Raw genomic sequence first — 19,052 nt, 5'->3', positions numbered from 1 at the left:
GAAGGTTATGAGAAAAATATATAGAATAGCGAGAACAGAATTACAAACATTGTTCTATTCCCCTATAGCTTGGTTAATACTTATCGTGTTTACTTTCCAGACCTGTCTGGTGTTCACGCAAGAGATGGAAGGGTATGTGAGATCGCAGGCTCTTGGTTACGGGGTGTATAGCGTGACATCGCGTTTATATGCCAGTTGGACGGGAGTCTTCTCGAACGTGCAGAATTACCTGTATCTTTATATGCCGTTGTTGACAATGGGATTGATGAGTAGGGAGTTAAGCAGCGGTTCGATAAAATTGTTGTATTCGTCGCCGGTCACCAGTTGGCAGATTATTTTCGGGAAGTATCTGGCAATGGTGATCTACGGGTTGATATTGATCGGAATCCTGTGTGTGATGGTTATTTTTAACTTGTTCACGATTGAAAATATGGATTGTGGATTAGTCTTTACGGGATTGTTGGGGATATACCTGTTGATATGCGCTTACGCTGCGATCGGGTTGTTCATGTCCTGCCTGACCTCTTATCAGGTGGTTGCCGCTATTGGTACGCTGGCTTTGTTGGCGGCCTTGAATTTTGTTGGCGGTATGTGGCAAGGCATTGATTTGATCCGGGACATCACGTATTGGTTGTCCATATCCGGACGTGCGGATGAGTTGATCGGGGGATTGATTTGTAGCGAAGACGTGCTTTATTTTATTATTGTTATCGCTGTATTTTTGGGCTTTAGTATTATCAAATTGCAATCCGGTAAACAGAGAACAACGTGGTATATGACATTGGGTAAATATATGGGGGTTTTTCTGGTTGCCATATTTTTCGGTTATTTGAGTTCCCGTCCGATGTTGAAATTCTTTCATGATTCCACGGCCACGAAGATAAAGACCTTAACTAAAAGTAGTCAGGATATCATGAATAAGATGACCGGTGATCTGACGATAACGACTTACGTGAATTTGTTCGATGATAATTGTTGGTCGGGTCTTCCGGTGAGTCGGAATGGTGATATCGGACGTTTCGCGCAATATATTCGCTTTAAGCCGGATATTAAGATGAAGTACGTGTATTATTATGACCGGACGTATAATCATGCCGCACTACAACAGCGTTATCCGGGATTAAGTGATGAGGAGATTGTGAAGAAATTGTGTGAGACGATGAATTTGAATTCAAAGATGTTTATGAAGCCGGAAGAGTTTCGTAAAGTGATAGATTTGTCTGACGAGTACAATCGTTTTATTCGTGTATTGGAAAGAGGCAGTGGAGAAAAGACCTTTTTGCGCGTATACGAGGATAACCAGAAGCATCCGCATGAGCGGGAGGTGTCTGCGGCAATGAAACGTTTGGTGATGGATTTACCGAAAGTCGGTTTCGTGCAAGGACACGGGATGCGTGATATATGGAAAACGGGTGATTTGGATTATTATAATTTCGCTCATAATAAGGTATTCCGTTATTCGTTGTTGAATCAAGGTTTTGATGTGACAGCCTTGACATTGGATCAGGAGATTCCGGAAGATGTGAATGTGTTGGTTATTGCCGAGATGAAGGCACCGTTCTCGGAGGAAGAGTTGGGACGTTTGAACCGGTATATCGAGAGAGGTGGTAATTTGTTGATCGCGGGTGATGCCGAGAGACAGGAAGTTATGAATCCCGTGGTGGCTCCCTTCGGGGTGAAGTTCTTGCCCGGCCGTCTGGTTCAAGAGGGAGAGCATGTCGCTAATTTAATCGTGGGGAACGTGACCCGGGAAAGTTGTAACCTGAACTATATGTTCCGTGATATGTTCCATGTTTACAGTGTTACCATGCCGGATGCGGTTGCTTTGGAATGTGATACAACCAAAGGATTTACCGTGACGCCCCTATTGGTAACAAAAAATAAGGGAAGCTGGATCGAGTATAAGACAACGGATTTCGTGGATGATAAAGCGGAGTTGAATCCGGAAGACGGGGAAGTGGAACAAGCTAATTTGACGGCTCTGGCGTTAAATCGTAAAGTCGGGGATAAAGATCAGAAAATCATTATTCTCGGGGATGCGGATTGTATCAGTAACGGGGAGATCAGCCGTCAGAGGTCTAATATAATAGCATCTAATTATTCTTTTATAAATGCGATGTTTTTCTGGTTGTCTGATAATGAAGTGCCTATTGATGTTCGTCGGCAACCAGCGAAAGATAATGCCGTACACGTGAGCATGGATGGAATGTCGGTGGTGAAAGTTGGATTCTTGGGAGTATTGCCCATCCTGTTGTTATTATGTAGCGTGTTCATTTGGGTGAGAAGAAGAGGAAAATAGAAGGAATTCGTGATGAATGGATAAAAGGTTCATTCGGTAAAATATGCCGGATGAACCTTTTTGTTGCGTCTATAGTGTAGCTTTTTCAACGCTTTGATAATAGCGTGGATAAGGATGACTTGTAAAAGAGAAGAAAGAAAATTATCATTAAAATAAAAAATGTTTATCTTTGAGCAGGAGAAGTCTGAAAAGGTAGCAGACGGGAACAATTAGCTTAAATTATAAATTTATAGTGGATAAACAGAAGCAAGATACTTTTGAATTCCTGTTTAAAACTCATTATAAGGAATTGTATGTGCATGCCTTAAGTTTTGTTCGGGATGAGGAAGAAGCGCATGATATTGTCACGGATGTGTATGAATATGTCTGGAGAAACTTTAATAAACTGGATTCTTCCGTGTCTTTGCGTCCTTTGTTATACACGTTGACCCGTTCCCGGTCTCTTGATTTCTTGCGGAAAGAAAAAACGAAAGAGAAGTTTCTGGCTTATAAAAGTCGGTTCCCGGAAGAGGAGGAAGAGTATCGGGATTATGAAGAACTTATCGGGAAGGTCATGAATTTGATCGAAAATTTACCATCCCAAACTGCTGCTGTGTTCAAAAAATGTTTTATCGAGAAGAAAAAATACCAAGAGGCGGGGGATGAACTTGGCATTTCAATCAACACGGTTCGATGGCATATTAATCAGGCAATGAGGATATTGCGAGGGAAGTTGTCCGGAGAAGAGCTTGTCCTGTTATATGCCTATTTCTTAAAAAAATAAAATTATCTCATTTTTTACCCACATGATTTTGGGGGGCTCACGTGTTATCTATAAAAATGTAATAATGAAAGCAGACGAAAGAAATGATCAACTGAAATTTGCCTTGGATATACTCAATCATCCGGAATTATTGCAAGAGGAGTATGTTCGGGAATGGTTGACCCATGAGGAGAACAAAAGTGTGTACGAGGAGTGTCGGCTGTATCTGGAAGCGGGGTTGAGAAAAGAAGTCGGGGAACGCCTGGATGTCACGACCGAATACGAGAGGTTCAATCGGAAGTTTATGCATCGTCCGGGACGTGGGATATGGAGATGGACAGCAGCTGCGGCTGCTATCGTGATCATCATGGTAAGTGCGTGGTGGTTGGCGATGAATTCGGATATGGGATTGAGAGAGGTGATACCGATGGCAAATGTTTCATCCGAACAGGTTGTGCCCGGAAAGAATGAGGCGGTATTGGTTACAGAGTCGGGGAAAACGGTCGTGTTGGGACGTAATAATATGTCGGATGTGGAGATTGAAGCCGGGATTGTGGTGCGGGATGATAGTGTGAAAGGGGTAAACTATTCTTTGGGTAAGAATATGGCAGTGCATTACCATACGTTGAAAGTTCCCAAAGGGGCAGAGTTTAAAATCGTGTTGCGTGATGGAACCGAAGTGTGGTTGAATTCCGAATCCGAGTTGCGTTTTCCCACGGTTTTTACCGGGAATGAGCGGGAAGTGGAGTTGAAAGGAGAGGGATATTTTTCGGTGACGCATGACGATAAGTTGCCTTTCGTGGTGGTGGCTGCCGGGGTACGGACGAAAGTGTACGGTACGGAGTTTAACGTGAGATCTTATGATGTGAATGATGTGAACGTGACGTTGGTGAAAGGGCGAGTAGGGGTGCAACGAGATGATGCGACACGGGAATATGCGTTAACTCCGGGGGAGAATGCTCGTTTCGAAGGAGAGCGTCCTGAAATAACGAGAGTAAACGTACATAAGTTCACGGCTTGGAAAGAAGGATATTTCTATTACGAGAACGAACGAGTGGAGACAATCATGAATGATCTGAAGCGTTGGTATGATTTTGATGTTGTGTATGTCGGGAACAGGGTCAAGGATTTGAAATTTGAGCTTTGGTCAAGTCGGGATAGTAATATCTCGGCGATTATAGGCTTGTTGATGAAAACAAACAAAGTGCATATGAAGTTAGAGGGACGAACATTGATCGTCTCGGAAATGAATCGATAAATGAAAAAGAATTTATAGTAACCTAAATTAAAATTTTATTTATGGCAATGATTTTGAACTGTAATGGTTCTGCTTGCAAGGGGCGAAGCGGGATCATGTTGAGGGTTTTGCTTGTTCAATTTATGCTTTCTCTGTGTTTTTTCACGAGTATTGCATCGGGAATGTCGCAAAATCGGGATATAAATCTGACGTTTGAGAAGGCCACGCTTTCTCAGGCCTTGAAGCAATTGGGAGAAGTTGCGGATTGCAAATTTGTTTTCAATTATGATGATCTGAATCGTTATCAGGTTTCTGTAAAGTTGGAAAATAAAAGTATTGAAGAGAGTTTGGGGATATTATTGCAGGATAAACCGTTTAAGTTTGAACGGGAGGGGGAATTTTTCGTGATTTCTTATAAAGATGACACGAAGAAAGAAGACGGATTTCTGGTGAAAGGAACGGTGAAAGATGAATTCGGTTTGCCGTTGCCGGGAGTGACGGTTATCGTGAAAGGAACCACAACGGGAGCGGCGACAAATCCTGACGGTACATTTGAGTTAAGAGTGAAAGAGAGAAACACGTTGCTGGTTTTTTCTTTCGTGGGAATGAAGACGAAAGAGGTGATGACGGAGGGGGATAAAGTGTTGAACGTGGTGTTGGAAGAGGAAGCCGAGATGTTGGGCGAGGTGGTTGCTACCGGGTACCAGACGATTTCACGGGAAAGATCGACGGGTTCCGCTGTTATCTTGAACTCCCGTAAGCTGGATCAGGTGCAGGCCATTGATTTGACAAGCAAGTTGGAGGGAATTACCCCGGGATTGATGAATTACGGGGGTACGATGGCTATCCGGGGAAGATCGTCTTTTGCCGTAGGTTCGACTCCTTTACTGGTGATTGACGGGCAGGTGACAAATGCTTCGTTGAGTGTGCTTAACCCGAATGATATTGAATCGGTTACGGTGTTGAAAGATGCTGCCGCTACATCACTTTATGGGGTGAGGGCTTCCAACGGGGTGATCGTGGTCGTTACGAAAAAAGCCAATAAGAATAAGACAAATGTAAATGTATCTGCCGGTTTTTATATTAATCCCTTACCTGATATGGGGTATTTGGATTACGCGTCTACAAGTGATATTATTGATTTTGAAAAGGAGTTTATACAGAATAATCCGACCTATCAACAAAATCCTGCAGATTATTTTGCATTAAAGAATGATCGGTCTAATCCGAGTAATTTGACGAGCGTAGAACGTTTGTATTATGAAATGTCTTTGGGAAATCTGACTCAGGATGAATTGGATCAAAAACTGGATGCTATGCGTAAAAATGATTACCGTAAGGAGGCTCGCAAGGCACTGGAACATACGGCTGTTACGCAGGATTATAATCTATCCATAGCAAGAGGAGGGGAGCATTCTAACCTGTTTTTGTCTTTCCGTTATGAAGATCAGGGGAGTTACGCGAAGAGTTCAAGTAATAAGCGTTTTAGCGTGTATTTGAAGAATGAAATGAACGTGACCGATTGGTTTAAATTAACTTACGGGGCTAATTCTTATTTCTCGCGTTCGGAGGCTAGTAACGGACAGGCCGGCTTTATGAATACGATGCCTTATGAACGGTTGAGAGATGATGATGGAAATCTGGTGTACCAATATTACCGGAATTATTACATGGCACAGGATATTAACGAGACGGAGGGATTGAAATTCATGGGATATAACTCTTTGGAAGCTTCCAAGCAGAACATGATAACCACGAAAGATTTGTATCTGAAGTTTTTTGCCCATACGGATTTTAAATTAATGGAAGGGTTGGATCTGGGCTTGAAATTCCAGTACGAGAGGAGTAATACGGATAAGGATCAATACGATGAAGTTGAGTCTTATAAGATGCGTGAGTTGATCAATCAGTTTGCTTCGGTCGATTCATACGGGAATTTCGTGTATAATGTCCCGGATGGCGGACATCTTTTGAAAAATCACAACCGGAATGAATTCTATAATTTCCGGGCACAAATCAATTACCAGAAAGCGATTTCCGATGATCATGAAGTTTCAGTTCTTTTAGGAGGTGAAATTCGTCAGGATCAATGGAATAGTTCTGCCAATGAAGTGTATGGTTATGATAAAGATAAATTGACTTATGCGCAGGTTGATTGGTTGACTTTGACTCAAAAAGGGGTGATCGGACAGCTAAATACCTCTAGAGCATTCAATTTATCCGAGAATATAAGTAACGGAGAAACGAAACATCGTTATGTTTCTGCGTATGCCAATGCCGGTTACACGTATGCCGGACGTTACACGTTGAATGGTAGTATCCGTGTGGATCAGGCCGATCTTTTCGGTACGGACCCGAAATATCGTTATCGTCCTCTGTGGTCGTTGGGGGCTAGTTGGAATATTACAAGTGAATCTTTTATGCGTGATATTAAGGCGTTGGATTTGTTGAAATTGAGGGTTACGTACGGTATTACCGGTAACGTGGATCAGAGTTCTTCGCCTTACCTGATAGGTGCTTATATATCATCCATGTGGACGAATTCGGATGTGACCGATATCGTATCTCCTCCTAATAAGATGTTACGTTGGGAAAAGACCTCTTCTTTGAATGTCGGTGTTGATTTTTCACTTTTTGCCCGTTTAAACGGTTCTTTCGATGTGTACAGAAGGTATAGCACCGATTTGTTGGCAAACAAGACATTGGATCCATCTTTGGGATTTACTTCTGCCAGAGTGAATAACGGGGAGATGAAAAACATTGGTGTAGAGTTTAGTATTGCTTACGATTGGTTGAAGAAATATAAAGATTGGTCTTTGAACACGATGTTTACAGCTGCTTATAATAAGAACAAGATCGAGAAAATAGGGTTCACGCCTTCTAACGCGTCGGATATGTTGCTCTATCCCTATTCTAATTATTTGGAGGGGGATACCTATGGTAGCATTTATGCCTATCGTTATGCCGGGTTGACGGAGACAGGCGATCCGTCCGTGTACGACGAGAACGGGGAGGTTCAGTCCGGTACTTCCGTACGCGATATCAAAGCGCTTGTGGTGAAGGGACAATTGGCGCCGAAATGGAATGGGGCGTTGACTGTTAATTTGAAATGGAAGACGTTGGAATTGTTTACCAAGTTCGTGTATTATGCAGGGCATTCTTTGCGCAATGACGTGACCCCGTTATATTCCATGTATGCACCCGATATGTTTAATCCGGGTTATGGAGAGATATCAGGAAACATGCACAAGGATATGGCTAAACGTTGGACTCCGGAAAATACCGATACGGATATCCCGGCTATGGGGCTTTACGGATCGCAGCAGGATCGGAATTTACAGTGGAGATATGCCGATGTTCACGTGTTGAGTGCTTCATTTGTAAAATGCCGGAATATCGGTCTTTCTTACGTGTTGCCGCAAGATTGGGTTAAATATTTGAAATTAAGTAATATTAGCTTGCGTGCTCAGGTGAATAACCCGTTCTATTGGGCAAAAAACAAAGAAGGTATCGACCCCGAAGCGTTCAATGCGAATGAGGGAACGCGTACTCAGGAGCAGGTTACCACGTACGTGTTTGGTTTGAATATTAATTTTTAAGATCGGTAGTTATGAAAAAATATATTGCAATTAGCATTTTGTGCTTATCCATGTTTTTTTCAGCGTGTGATAATTTCCTGGATGTTGTTCCTAAGGGACAATCCGTGCTGAATTCGACAAGTGATTATCTGGGATTGATAGAGGAAATAGATCCGTGTTATGATATGGAAAATTTCTGGTATATGGCAAATGAAGTGTGTAATTATAATATGCCGTTGCTGGATGTCTATCAATATCCGTTACAATCAATATCTTTCTTCTGGGATGAAGAGAAGAGTCGTTACGAGTATACGGAATCCAGCGAGCTTTATAACTATTGCTATGCAAGGATCGCGAAATATAACGTGGTGATCTCGAATATTGATGATGCAGAAGGACCATCTGAGGATAAAATTCTTGGAAAAGCCCAGGCTCGGATCATGAGAGCGTATAATAATTTCTTTTTGGTTAATACGTATGCAAAATTCTATGATAAGAATACCGCGGAGGCGGATAACGGGATTATCCTACATGAAGAGTTGAACTTGGAATCGACCAGTAAACAATATTCGGTAGCAGAGGTGTATAATTCTATCGAGCGGGATATTACGGCAGCTTTGCCCGGATTGCCCGAAAGAGCAGCCAGTGCTCTTCGTCCGGATAAATATTTCGGTTATGCCTTGAAAGCCAAGGTGCATTTATATAAAGGAGAAATTGATAGCGCCTTGAATGCCGGGTTGAATGCCCTGAAATCGGATTATCACAAGTTGTGGGATATGCCGGCCTTGTATACTCAATTGGTTTCTGAGTTTCCGTTTCTTCCCTCGTCGCCTTCGATGTGGGTAATGTATGTGTCCCGTGCGATAGATGATCCTGAAAACTTGTTGTTCCAATTTGGGTTGAACCAGTTTTCTCCGTCTCCGTCTTATGTCCGTAAGCCGATTATAGATTTGTATGATAAGAATTCGGATTTGCGGTATATTATGTGTTTTGCATATTATATGCCGGATCGTCCCACGGCAGAAGTGGGTGCGGTGGCTATGATGAATTCAAACATTAAATGGAATTGCGGAGGAATACGGTTATCAGAGGTTTATTTGATGGTTGCCGAGTGTTACGCTCGTAAGGGAGATAAAGGGAATGCCTTACATTATCTGAATGAATTGAGAAAAATGAGGATGAAACCGGGAACTTACGAGGATTTGGATGCCGCAGATGCAAATGAAGCATTCCGGTTGGTTCGTGACGAGCGGAAGCGGGAGTTGTTGTTGACGTCGAACGGGTTCTTTGACATGCGTCGTTTCTGTGCGGAATTTAATGAAACGCTTACGAAAGATTACGTCATGAAGAATTCTACAACGGGTGAGATTACCACGAAAACTTACACGTTGAGACCGGATTCTCCGTTGTTGATCTGGCCTTTCCCGAAGAATGCAATGGAGACAAGTAATTTAACTCAAAATACAAAATAATGAAGTGTGGTTATAGTATGCTTTTGATGATTCTGGTTCTGGCTTTTGCCGGAACCGGATGTCAAAAAGCGAAGACTAACGAGGCAAGAGTTGTGTTCCGGGTTTCGAACGAGGGGAGTTTCTATTTTCAACCGGAAGGTAAATCGGGATACGAGAAGGTGGTTCCGGATTCGTTGGGGAATGTGGTTTTCACGGTAGAGTTGGAAGAACCGGGATATTACCAGTACACGAGTACAAAACAGCGTTTTTATTCCGTGTATCTTGTCCCCGGAGCTCAAATGGAAATTTGTGAGGATGCTGATGGCGTGACCTTTAAGGGGGATCTTGCGGCAGAAAACACGTTCTTGGCCGAGAACCCGTTCACGGCGGCTGTATCGCGGGAAATTCCTACTTATTCTGCGGAATGGATGAAGATAAACCGGGAAGAATTAAGCCGTATTCTCGAAAAGTTGAATAAATCAGGACTCTCCCCGGAGTTTATTCACCAGCAAACGTTGAAATACCAGTACGGTTTTTATAACCAATTGTTGGAAGGGCCGGAGCTTATGGCGATGTTCATGAAAGTGGATGTTAATTTGCCGGATAACTATTATGACTTTTTGAAAGATTTGAAATTTGATGATCCCTTGATAACTCGTCTTCCGAAATGGTTTAAAACGATGCTGGCGGCTTTCGAGCGAATGGAAAAAGAGGGAATGATTGAGGTATCTCCGGATAAGTATATGGAGATTTATGCCGGGCGAATAGAGAATGATAAAGTGCGTTCGTTGTTTTTGATCAATTTATTGAATTTCACGTTGGATAAGGGGTATTCGGATGAATTACCTACTTACGTGATGAATGTGCGTCGTTTGATTACGGACACGGCGGCAATAGCTCAATTGCCCGCTATTGAAGCTCGTTATCAACAAGCTCGTGAAGCGAATAAGTCCATATTACGCGGAATGCCTGCACCGGAGTTTAAGGCTGTGGATATAAACGGAAAAGAGTATACTTCCGACCAGTTTAAAGGGAAAATGCAAGTGTTGGACTTTTGGTTTACCGGGTGTGTCCCCTGTCGGGCCGAAATGCCTTATATGGAGAAGTTGGCTGAAGAGATGAAGGGTATGCCTGTCGTGTTCGCTTCAATGTCGTTGGATGTTGGGGATGAGTTGATCGGGCTCTGGAAACAGATGATTCAAGATAAGAAAGGTGCGGAGTACCGCTTGAATGTACCGGGAGGTTTTAAATCCGATTTAGTGAAAGCTTATCTGATTCATTCGGTTCCCCGGATTGTTATCATTGATAAAGAGGGTAAGATCGTGGATGCTTATGCAAAACGCCCTTCCGATCCGAAATTGAAAATGCAATTGCTGGAATTAATGAAGTGATACGGGCGAGATCTTGTATTCAAGAATTATATTGTCAGGCTATCGAATAATCGGTAGCCTGATTTTTATAACGTTACGCTCAGGAACATAAGTAAATTCTGTAGTTTTTCTTTTAATATTTGTTTGCCCCTTTTTTTGTAGGCTTTCACGGAATCGACGGTCAAGGCGAGTTGAACGGCGATGGATTCATTGGTTTCCCCGGCGAGACTTAATTTATAAATTTCCTGAATTTTATCGGGGAGTTCCGTGATCGCTTTCTGCATGAGAAAATAGACTTCTTCTTCGATAATAGAATCCAGAAAAAATTCGGTCCCGTGTATGCCTTCCGGGTCTTGGAGGTAACGTTCTTGGGCTTTCCGGTGATCAATATATGGTGCCTTATCTCACCCTTAACACTAGGGTATTTCTATTCGAATTGAAAATTCCCTGTTGAGAGATCAGCCATTCAAATTGAATTTCACCCGGTTGACGAGAGAGCGACCGAGCGTGAGTTCATCGGTGTATTCCAGGTCGTTGCCGACGGCGATTCCTTTGGCGAGGGTACTGACGAGGATTTCATCCCGGCGGGGTAGTTTTTTGAAGATGTAATAACCCGTGGTGTCTCCTTCGATGGTGGCACGCAGGGCAAAAATGATCTCTTTCACGGTAGGGTTGGCTACTCGTTCGAGGAGGCTGCTGATATGTAGGTCGGAGGGTCCGATTCCGTCCATGGGGGAGATAATGCCACCCAGAACGTGGTAAAGGCCGTGGTATTGTCCCGTGGCCTCAAGGGACATGATGTCCTTGATGTTTTCCACGACACAGATGATTTGTGAATCCCGTTTCGGGTCGGAGCAGATTTCGCAGGTATCGCTATCGGAAATGTTATGACAGAATTGACACTCTTTTATCGATTCTTTCAGGGCGGTAATACTGTCGGTGAATTGTTTTACCTCTTCGGGACTTTGCCGAAGCATGTGAAGCACGTAGCGCAATGCTGTTTTGCGCCCGATTCCCGGGAGGGAAGCGAATTGTTCGACCGCTTTTTCCAACAGTCTGGAAGATAAAGATTGCATGTGTCTAGTCCTCTTTGAATTTTATATCACGAATCATCATTTGAATGTCGCTTCTTCCCATGAATTCATTTTCTTGAAGCGTGTAGCAGATATCGAAATACTCGCCCTTGCTGATCCGGGGAAAGTATTCTCCCATGCCGAACGCTATACCGCTCCGGTCATTGCAAATTCGCGTGTCATCCACCACGACCAGTTTCAAATGTTCATTGTTGCGTCCTACCTGTTTTGAGCCGATGAAGTTTGTCACGTTATCGGTCATGAACACGGGAATCGTGTTATTCGGGCCAAACGGGGCAAATTTTTGAATCATCGTATAAAGATCAGGGGTAATATCGTTCAGTTTTATTTGAGCGTCAATGTTAATTTGGGGGGTCAACATCTCTTCCGTGATGGTTTCACTCACGATTTGCTGGAATTTTGCCTTGAATGGCTCAATGTTTTCGAGTTTCAAGGTTAACCCTGCCGCGTATTTGTGTCCCCCGTAGTTTTCCAGGAATTCGCTGCATTGAGAAATGGCGTAATACAGGTCAAATCCTTCCACGGAACGAGCAGACCCCGTGGCCAGACCGTTGGATTCCGTCAGTATGACTGTCGGGCGGTAATAATATTCCGTCAGACGGGAAGCCACGATTCCGATGACACCTTTGTGCCAGTTCGGGTTGTAAAGTACGGTAGCTTTTTGGGATTGATCGTAGTGGGACTGGTTGATGTATTCGAGGGCTTCTTCAGTGATGTCGTGATCCAGTTTCTTGCGTTGGTCGTTGAAATTGTTGATGCTTGCGGCGACCTCGGAAGCTTTGATCTCGTCATCGGCAATCAGTAGTTCTACCGATTTGTTGCCTGATTCGACCCGACCAGCCGCGTTGATTTTCGGGCCGATGCGGAAAACAATATCATTTATCGTCAAGTCTTTGCCAATGCCGGAGAAATTTAGAATTGTCTTTAATCCCAGGCTTGGTTTTTGATTTAATTGTAGCAACCCGAAATGTGCGAGAATGCGGTTCTCGCCCGTGATCGGGACTATATCGCTGGCAATGCTGACGCATACCAAGTCTAACAATTTGTACAAATCCGACATCGGAAGGTTGTGCTTGATGCTGTACGCCTGTGCTAGTTTGAAGCTGACCCCGCAACCGCTTAACCAGCGATAAGGGTAGTTACAATCTTTGCGTTGCGGGTCGAGCACGGCAATGGCATCGGGAAGTTCGTCGCCTGGGGTGTGGTGATCGCAAATGATGATATCCACGCCTTGGGAGTTGGCATAACGTACTTTTTCCACGGCTTTTACACCGCAATCCGTGACGATCATGAGCGTGATCCCGTTCAAGGCGGCATAATCAATCGCACGAATAGACACTCCGTATCCTTCCGTGTAACGATCCGGAATATAATATTCCGCTTTGTTGCACTTATTTTTCAGGTACTTGTAAAGTAAAGCCACCGCGGTTGTCCCGTCTACGTCGTAATCACCGTAGATCATAACTTTTTCCTCGTTGCCGATCGCTTTTTCCAACCGGGTAACCGCTTTGTCCATATCTTTCATCAAGAATGGATCGTGGAGCATGTTGAGAGTCGGATTGAAGAAAGCATGGGCCTCTTCCGCAGTAGGTACACCGCGTTGCAATAGCAAATTCGCAATGACGTGACTGCAGTTAAGTTCTTTGGATAATTTGTCAATTTTTTCCCACTCGGGTGGGGTGTTGATAACCCATCTTTTTTTCATTATCTACTTTCTCCTATTCTGCTACAAAGAAGCAGAATTTCCTTGGGATTTCAAAAGAATCCCGATTATATTTTTTAACAGGTTCGAGATAAATCGGGTTATACGTTTGTGTTTCAGTTCTATAATATAGACACTAAAAATGTAAAGTAGTTTTTTAACAAAAAGGAGGAAAAATGTAAATTTTTTGTTGTCGGATATCGTTTGTATGCTTGATGATTTTCGTTTAAGTTCATAACCTGTAACTTGCAAACTTGTAACTTGCAACTTGGCGAAGCCACTTAAGATTCCCTTTTACTTTCTTCTTTGCTCTTTATTTATTATCTTTGCACATTAATTTAAAAACAAAATTTAGATCGGGTTTATGCCCGGTAAAGAATTGATTTATGTAACCTTTTAAAGCATATAAAAATGAGTCTTGCAGAATTAAGCGAACAGGAAATTATTCGCCGGAACTCTTTAAACGAGTTGAAGAATTTGGGAATTGATGCCTATCCGGCACCGGAATTTAAAGTAACTCACCTTTCTAAAGAGATCCTTGATAAATTTGAAAAATCACCGGAGGAATTGCAGGAGGTTGTGATTGCCGGGCGGATGATGAGCAGGCGGATTATGGGTAAGGCTTCATTTTTTGAATTACAGGATGCCGAAGGTAGGATTCAGGTCTACGTGAGTCGGGATGATGTGAGTCGGGATGAAGCTTGCACGATGTATAATACCGTTTTCAAAAAGTTGATGGATATCGGTGATATCGTGGGGGTGAAAGGATTCGTGTTCCGTACGAACATGGGAGAGATTTCCGTTCACGCGAAAGAGTTGGTGATGTTATCCAAGTCTTTGCGCCCGCTTCCGATCGTGAAAGAAAAGGATGGTAAGGTGTTTGACGCTTTTACCGATCCGGAATTGAGATATCGTCAACGTTATTTGGATTTGATCGTGAACCCGCAGGTGATGGACGTGTTTATCAAGCGGACAAAGATGATCAATGCGATTCGGAAGTTTTATACGGATATGGGATGTTTGGAAGTGGAAACTCCCGTATTACAGGCTATTCCGGGAGGAGCTTCGGCCCGCCCGTTTATCACGCATCACAACGCGTTGGATATCCCGTTTTACTTGCGTATCGCGAACGAGTTGTATTTGAAGCGTCTGATCGTGGGCGGTTTTAACGGGGTGTTCGAATTTTCTCGTAACTTCCGTAACGAGGGTATGGACCGGACGCATAATCCGGAATTTACTTGTATGGAGGTATACGTGCCTTACAAGGATTACTTGTGGATGATGGATAGCACGGAGCGCATGATCGAGGCGGCAGCCTTGGCCGTGAACGGGACCACGAAGGCTCCTTTCGGGGATAACGAGGTGGATTTCAAGCGTCCTTTCAAGCGAGTGAAGATGTCCGAGGCGATCAAAGAATATACCGGGTTTGATATCACGGGTAAGAGTGAGGACGAGATTCGTGAGTTCTGTCTGTCGATCGGTTTGAATGTTGACGAAACGATGGGTAAAGGAAAGTTAATTGACGAGATATTCGGGGAGAAATGTGAGAGTCACTATATTCAACCGACGTTTATTTACGATTACCCGGTGGAGATGTCGCCCTTGACGAAGATGCATCGTTCGGATCCGGGATTGACCGAGCGTTTCGAGTTGTTCGTGAACGGGAAAGAGGTTGCTAATGCCTATTCCGAGTTGAATGACCCGATCGACCAGTTGAATCGGTTTAAGGATCAGTTGGCTTTGCAGGAGAGAGGGGATGACGAGGCAATGTTTATTGATTACGATTTCGTGCGGGCATTGGAGTATGGTATGCCTCCGACCTCCGGAATGGGTATCGGTATCGACCGTCTTTGTATGTTCCTGACGAATAGCCCGTCTATACAGGACGTGTTGTTGTTCCCGCAAATGAAGCCGGAGAAGGTAGCAGTGGTGGATTCGGATGATAAATTCGTGGGTGTCGGTGTCCCAGCCGAGTGGATACAAGTGGTGCGTAAGGCCGGCTATCAAACGGTAGAAGCGTTGAAAGCGGTGGAGAACCCGAACAAGTTACATCAGGAGCTTAGTGGTTTGAATAAAAAAATGAAATTGGGCTTGAAAACCTTGTCTCCGGATGAGGTGAAGAGCTGGTTTAACTAAATAGTTGCAGGTTACAGGTTAACAAGTTGCAGGTTCGATTATGACCTAAAACTTGTAACTTGTAACCTGCAAACTTGTAACTCTTTTTATCATGGAAATATTAGACAAACCAAGGATTGGTGTCGTGGGTGGTGGTAGCTGGGCTACCGCTATCGCTAAAATGCTGACGGATAACAACGGGCATATTCATTGGTTCATGCGGAATATTGAATCAATAAAGGCTTTTAAAGTATTGAAGCACAATCCGAGGTACTTGTGTGGTGTCGAGTTCGATCTGGATAAGATCACGTTCACGGATGATCTGGATCGGTTGGTTATGAATTCCGACGTGATTGTTTTCGCGATCCCGAGTGCATTCCTGAAAAACGTGGTGACCTCAAGATTGCAAGTCTCTTTGAAAGATAAAATTATTGTTTCGGCTATCAAGGGTATGATCCCGGATGATAATATGCTGATCGGGGAATTTTTCCACCAGAGGTACGAGGTGCCTTTGGAGCAGATCGTGATTATTTCGGGGCCTTGTCATGCGGAGGAGATTGCTTTGGAGCGTCTGTCCTACCTGACGTTCTCCAGTGAGAATTTGCGGGTGGCCCGGTCGGTGGCACAGTTGTTCGAGTGTTTTTACGTGAAAACGACGATTTCCGATGATATATACGGGTCGGAGTATGCGGCTGTGTTGAAAAACGTTTTTGCTATTGCAGCCGGGATTTGTCACGGGTTGCGGTATGGCGATAATTTTCAGGCGGTTCTGGTAGCGAATGCTATCCAAGAAATGGAACGTTTCGTGAATGCCGTTCATCCGATCCAACGGGATATCAAGTTTTCGGCTTATCTGGGTGATTTGTTGGTGACAGCCTATTCGCAGTTCAGCCGGAACCGGACGTTCGGTACGATGATCGGGAAAGGGTATTCAGTGAAGTCGGCTCAGATGGAGATGTTGATGATTGCCGAGGGCTATTTCGGGGTGAAAGGTATCCACGAGATTAACGAGCAGTATAAGGTTCACATGCCGATCACAGATGCCGTGTATAATATATTGTACGAGCGCATCAGCCCGACAATGGAAATCCGGTTGCTAACCGACGAGCTTCGGTAATTTAGAATTTAAAATTTAAAATGAAAAGTCGTCAAGCGACTTTAAAATTATAAAAGTTTAATTGGAAAATTGGAAGTTGGGAGTGGGGGGATATCATTTTCAATTTTCAATTTTCAATTTTCAATTAAAGCGTATGGCAAGTTACAGTGCGAGAGTTATGGGATGTGTGCGGAAAGCTTTACCCGTGGCGATAAAGACATCAATATGGTTTTTGAAGATCATGTTGCCGGTCTCTTTGTTCGTGACGTTGTTGTCATATTTTAATATATTGCCTTATATATCCTCGTTCGCGTCCCCGTTGTTTACTTTGATCGGTTTGCCGGGAGATGCGGCGTTGGTGTTTGTCACGAGTATATTCACTAATATATATACCGTGATAGCCTTGTTGTCGACACTTGATTTTTCCGTGAGGGAGAGCCTGATCATGGCCACGATGTGCCTGATATCCCATAACTTTGTCGTGGAGACGATCGTGTTGCAGAAAACCGGATCGTCGGCCGTGGGTATGGTGATTTTGCGTGTCGTGGGGAGTTTCGTGGCGGCAATCGGGTTGAACTTGCTGTTGCCGGAAATGAGTAGGAAGATGATGGCGGAGACTTCGGTTGCATTGGGACTGGGAGAGACGATGTTGCATTGGTTGGAAAGTAGCTTGTTGTTGTGCGTGAAGATCGTGTTGGTGATTTCCGGCTTGATGATTTTGCAACGTTTGCTCGAAGAGTTCGGAGTGTTGAAAATATTATCCACGATGTTATCCCCGTTGATGCGTTTGTTCGGGTTGAAACCGGATGTCGCTTTCTTGTGGCTCGTGGGGAACACGGTCGGTTTGGCCTATGGTTCCGCGATTATGATGGATTACGCCAAAACGGGGAAATTGGTTCATCAAGAGGCGGATTTGTTGAATTATCACCTGGCAATTTCTCATTCCCAATTAGAAGATCCGTTGTTGTTCGCGGTGATGGGGTTACCTGTCATGTGGTTGATATTCCCTCGTGTCGTGTTAGCGATGATTGTCGTGTGGATACGCCGGGGTATTTACGGGTTGCAGGCACGGGTGCATCCGCCGATAAAAGTTGAAAATATAAGTTTATAGATATATGAAATACACGATTGAAGAGGTTTTGAACGAAAAGCAAGCGAATGAATTTTTAGTGCTACCTGTCTCTCTTTACAAGAATGACGAAAATTGGGTACGACCTTTAGATACAGACATCACGAAAGTGTTTGACCGGGCGAAGAACCCTTATTTCAAGCACGGGGAATGTACTCGTTGGCTACTTCGGGATGAAAAAGGAACATGCGTTGGGCGTGTGGCTTCTTTTATCGACGAGGATACTTGTCGGTTGGATTCGTACACGGTGGGGGGCATGGGGTTCTTCGAGTGTATTAATGATCAGGAAGCTGCGTTCATGTTGTTTGATCGTTGCCGGGAGTGGTTGGAGGAACGGGGGATGGATTCTATGGAAGGTCCCGTTAATTTCGGCGAGCGTAACGAGTGGTGGGGATTGTTGGTAGATGGTTTTAAGCCCCCCGTGTTTCAAATGCCTTACACGCATAAGTATTACGTTCCTTTCTTCGAGAATTACGGGTTCCGGGATTATTTCAAGCAATACATCTACCGGACGCGCCTCGTGGAAGAGAGTCTTTCCAAGGTGGTGGTCTGGAAATCCGAACGATTGTTGAAAAACGGGGATTACCGGATTAGTTCTTACCGGGAAATGACGCCCGAACAGGCAAAAGAGGCTTTTCTGGTAATTTATAATCAGGCATGGAATGTGAACGTGCATGGCGTGGGGGGCATGGATAAGGAACAGGTAGAAGTGTTGTTCAAGACATTGAAACCCGTGTTGGACCCAGATTTGCTTTATTTCGCTTATTATAAGGATATTCCGATCGGGTTCTTTATCATGATTCCCGAATTGAATTATATCGTGAAGCATGTTAATGGCAAGATTAGCGGGTTAGGAATTTTGAAATTCCTTTATTACCGTTATTTTAAACGGGGACGTATTGCTTTGGGATTGATATTCGGTGTTGCGGAAGAATACCAAGGGCGGGGAGTTGAGGCTGCCATGATTTACGCTTTTTGCAAGAATGTCATCATGGGAAAACGCAATTACGATTGGTTGGATCTGAGTTGGGTCGGAGATTTTAACCCGAAGATGATGCATTTGATGGAGTACATCGGGGCAAAACAATCCCAGACATATATAACCTATCGGAAATTGTTCCGGGAAGATATCGAATTCTGTCGTTCCATTGACAAGAAGCCTAAAACACTTGAAAATTGAAAATGAAAAGTTAAAAGATTTAGTGATCGCTGGTTTCGAGAAATTTAGAATGGAAAAGA

At 43.8% G+C, this 19,052-nt stretch carries 13 protein-coding genes; 10 read left to right on the top strand and 3 right to left on the bottom strand.

The genetic code is table 11. From position 1 onward, the window contains the following. Positions 1-7 precede the first annotated feature (7 nt). The 6 genes from DWW52_RS05960 to DWW52_RS05935 all read left to right on the top strand — a co-directional run bounded on the left by DWW52_RS05960 (position 8) and on the right by DWW52_RS05935 (position 10,698). Positions 8-2,299 (top strand): Gldg family protein, encoded by a 2,292-nt coding sequence (locus DWW52_RS05960; protein WP_118714557.1) that lies wholly within the window; start codon positions 8-10, stop codon positions 2,297-2,299. A gap of 232 nt (positions 2,300-2,531) precedes the next feature. After that, positions 2,532-3,062 carry a sigma-70 family RNA polymerase sigma factor gene (locus tag DWW52_RS05955; RefSeq protein ID WP_158582496.1) on the top strand — a complete coding sequence of 177 codons (531 nt, stop codon included), beginning with the start codon at positions 2,532-2,534 and terminating at the stop codon, positions 3,060-3,062. A 64-nt stretch (positions 3,063-3,126) separates the two neighbouring features. Then, complete coding sequence (locus tag DWW52_RS05950) at positions 3,127-4,299, top strand: FecR family protein (protein WP_158582495.1); 1,173 nt, start codon at positions 3,127-3,129, stop codon at positions 4,297-4,299. A gap of 41 nt (positions 4,300-4,340) precedes the next feature. After that, on the top strand, positions 4,341-7,877 hold the full coding sequence (locus tag DWW52_RS05945) for a SusC/RagA family TonB-linked outer membrane protein (RefSeq protein ID WP_118714554.1): 3,537 nt from the start codon (positions 4,341-4,343) through the stop codon (positions 7,875-7,877). 11 nt (positions 7,878-7,888) lie between these two features. Beyond that, on the top strand, positions 7,889-9,328 hold the full coding sequence (locus DWW52_RS05940) for a RagB/SusD family nutrient uptake outer membrane protein (RefSeq protein WP_118714553.1): 1,440 nt from the start codon (positions 7,889-7,891) through the stop codon (positions 9,326-9,328). Continuing rightward, positions 9,328-10,698 carry a TlpA disulfide reductase family protein gene (locus DWW52_RS05935; RefSeq protein WP_118714552.1) on the top strand — a complete coding sequence of 457 codons (1,371 nt, stop codon included), beginning with the start codon at positions 9,328-9,330 and terminating at the stop codon, positions 10,696-10,698. The genes DWW52_RS05940 and DWW52_RS05935 overlap by 1 nt, the downstream gene beginning before the upstream one ends. Before the next feature lie 65 nt (positions 10,699-10,763). Here DWW52_RS05935 and DWW52_RS05930 read toward each other — a convergent pair whose 3' ends face one another. The 3 genes from DWW52_RS05930 to recJ all read right to left on the bottom strand — a co-directional run bounded on the left by DWW52_RS05930 (position 10,764) and on the right by recJ (position 13,476). Then, positions 10,764-10,961: a sigma factor-like helix-turn-helix DNA-binding protein gene (locus DWW52_RS05930; RefSeq protein WP_118714551.1), complete on the bottom strand. Its 198-nt coding sequence runs from the start codon at positions 10,959-10,961 to the stop codon at positions 10,764-10,766. A 174-nt stretch (positions 10,962-11,135) separates the two neighbouring features. Next, complete coding sequence (gene recR / locus DWW52_RS05925) at positions 11,136-11,753, bottom strand: recombination mediator RecR (RefSeq protein ID WP_118714550.1); 618 nt, start codon at positions 11,751-11,753, stop codon at positions 11,136-11,138. 4 nt (positions 11,754-11,757) lie between these two features. Then, a complete protein-coding gene (recJ, locus tag DWW52_RS05920) occupies positions 11,758-13,476 on the bottom strand; it encodes a single-stranded-DNA-specific exonuclease RecJ (RefSeq protein ID WP_118714549.1) in 1,719 nt (572 codons plus the stop codon). A gap of 408 nt (positions 13,477-13,884) precedes the next feature. Between recJ and lysS the strand changes: the two genes are divergently transcribed. The 4 genes from lysS to DWW52_RS05900 all read left to right on the top strand — a co-directional run bounded on the left by lysS (position 13,885) and on the right by DWW52_RS05900 (position 18,993). Next, complete coding sequence (lysS, locus tag DWW52_RS05915) at positions 13,885-15,609, top strand: lysine--tRNA ligase (protein ID WP_118714548.1); 1,725 nt, start codon at positions 13,885-13,887, stop codon at positions 15,607-15,609. A gap of 91 nt (positions 15,610-15,700) precedes the next feature. Further along, entirely contained in the window at positions 15,701-16,705 is a 1,005-nt protein-coding gene (locus DWW52_RS05910) for an NAD(P)H-dependent glycerol-3-phosphate dehydrogenase (RefSeq protein WP_118714547.1), read from the top strand. A gap of 133 nt (positions 16,706-16,838) precedes the next feature. Continuing rightward, a complete protein-coding gene (locus DWW52_RS05905; protein WP_233556719.1) occupies positions 16,839-17,795 on the top strand; it encodes a nucleoside recognition domain-containing protein in 957 nt (318 codons plus the stop codon). 4 nt (positions 17,796-17,799) lie between these two features. Next, on the top strand, positions 17,800-18,993 hold the full coding sequence (locus DWW52_RS05900) for a hypothetical protein (RefSeq protein WP_118714546.1): 1,194 nt from the start codon (positions 17,800-17,802) through the stop codon (positions 18,991-18,993). The last annotated feature ends 59 nt before the right edge of the window (positions 18,994-19,052 follow it).

This window comes from Odoribacter sp. AF15-53 (genome assembly GCF_003479425.1).
GTDB lineage: Bacteria > Bacteroidota > Bacteroidia > Bacteroidales > Marinifilaceae > Butyricimonas.
Note: the sequence above shows the minus strand (reverse complement) of the source record. Positions and strands in the feature narration are given on the sequence as shown.

Bases quoted from the DNA above. Each gene is read 5' to 3' on its own strand.
- DWW52_RS05960 (WP_118714557.1), top strand. From the start codon at position 8: ATGAGAAAAATATATAGAATAGCGAGAACAGAATTACAAACATTGTTC.
- DWW52_RS05950 (WP_158582495.1), top strand. From the start codon at position 3,127: ATGAAAGCAGACGAAAGAAATGATCAACTGAAATTTGCCTTGGATATA.
- DWW52_RS05945 (WP_118714554.1), top strand. From the start codon at position 4,341: ATGGCAATGATTTTGAACTGTAATGGTTCTGCTTGCAAGGGGCGAAGC.
- DWW52_RS05940 (WP_118714553.1), top strand. From the start codon at position 7,889: ATGAAAAAATATATTGCAATTAGCATTTTGTGCTTATCCATGTTTTTT.
- DWW52_RS05935 (WP_118714552.1), top strand. From the start codon at position 9,328: ATGAAGTGTGGTTATAGTATGCTTTTGATGATTCTGGTTCTGGCTTTT.
- DWW52_RS05930 (WP_118714551.1), bottom strand. From the start codon at position 10,961: ATGCAGAAAGCGATCACGGAACTCCCCGATAAAATTCAGGAAATTTAT.
- recR (WP_118714550.1), bottom strand. From the start codon at position 11,753: ATGCAATCTTTATCTTCCAGACTGTTGGAAAAAGCGGTCGAACAATTC.
- recJ (WP_118714549.1), bottom strand. From the start codon at position 13,476: ATGAAAAAAAGATGGGTTATCAACACCCCACCCGAGTGGGAAAAAATT.
- lysS (WP_118714548.1), top strand. From the start codon at position 13,885: ATGAGTCTTGCAGAATTAAGCGAACAGGAAATTATTCGCCGGAACTCT.
- DWW52_RS05910 (WP_118714547.1), top strand. From the start codon at position 15,701: ATGGAAATATTAGACAAACCAAGGATTGGTGTCGTGGGTGGTGGTAGC.
- DWW52_RS05905 (WP_233556719.1), top strand. From the start codon at position 16,839: ATGGCAAGTTACAGTGCGAGAGTTATGGGATGTGTGCGGAAAGCTTTA.
- DWW52_RS05900 (WP_118714546.1), top strand. From the start codon at position 17,800: ATGAAATACACGATTGAAGAGGTTTTGAACGAAAAGCAAGCGAATGAA.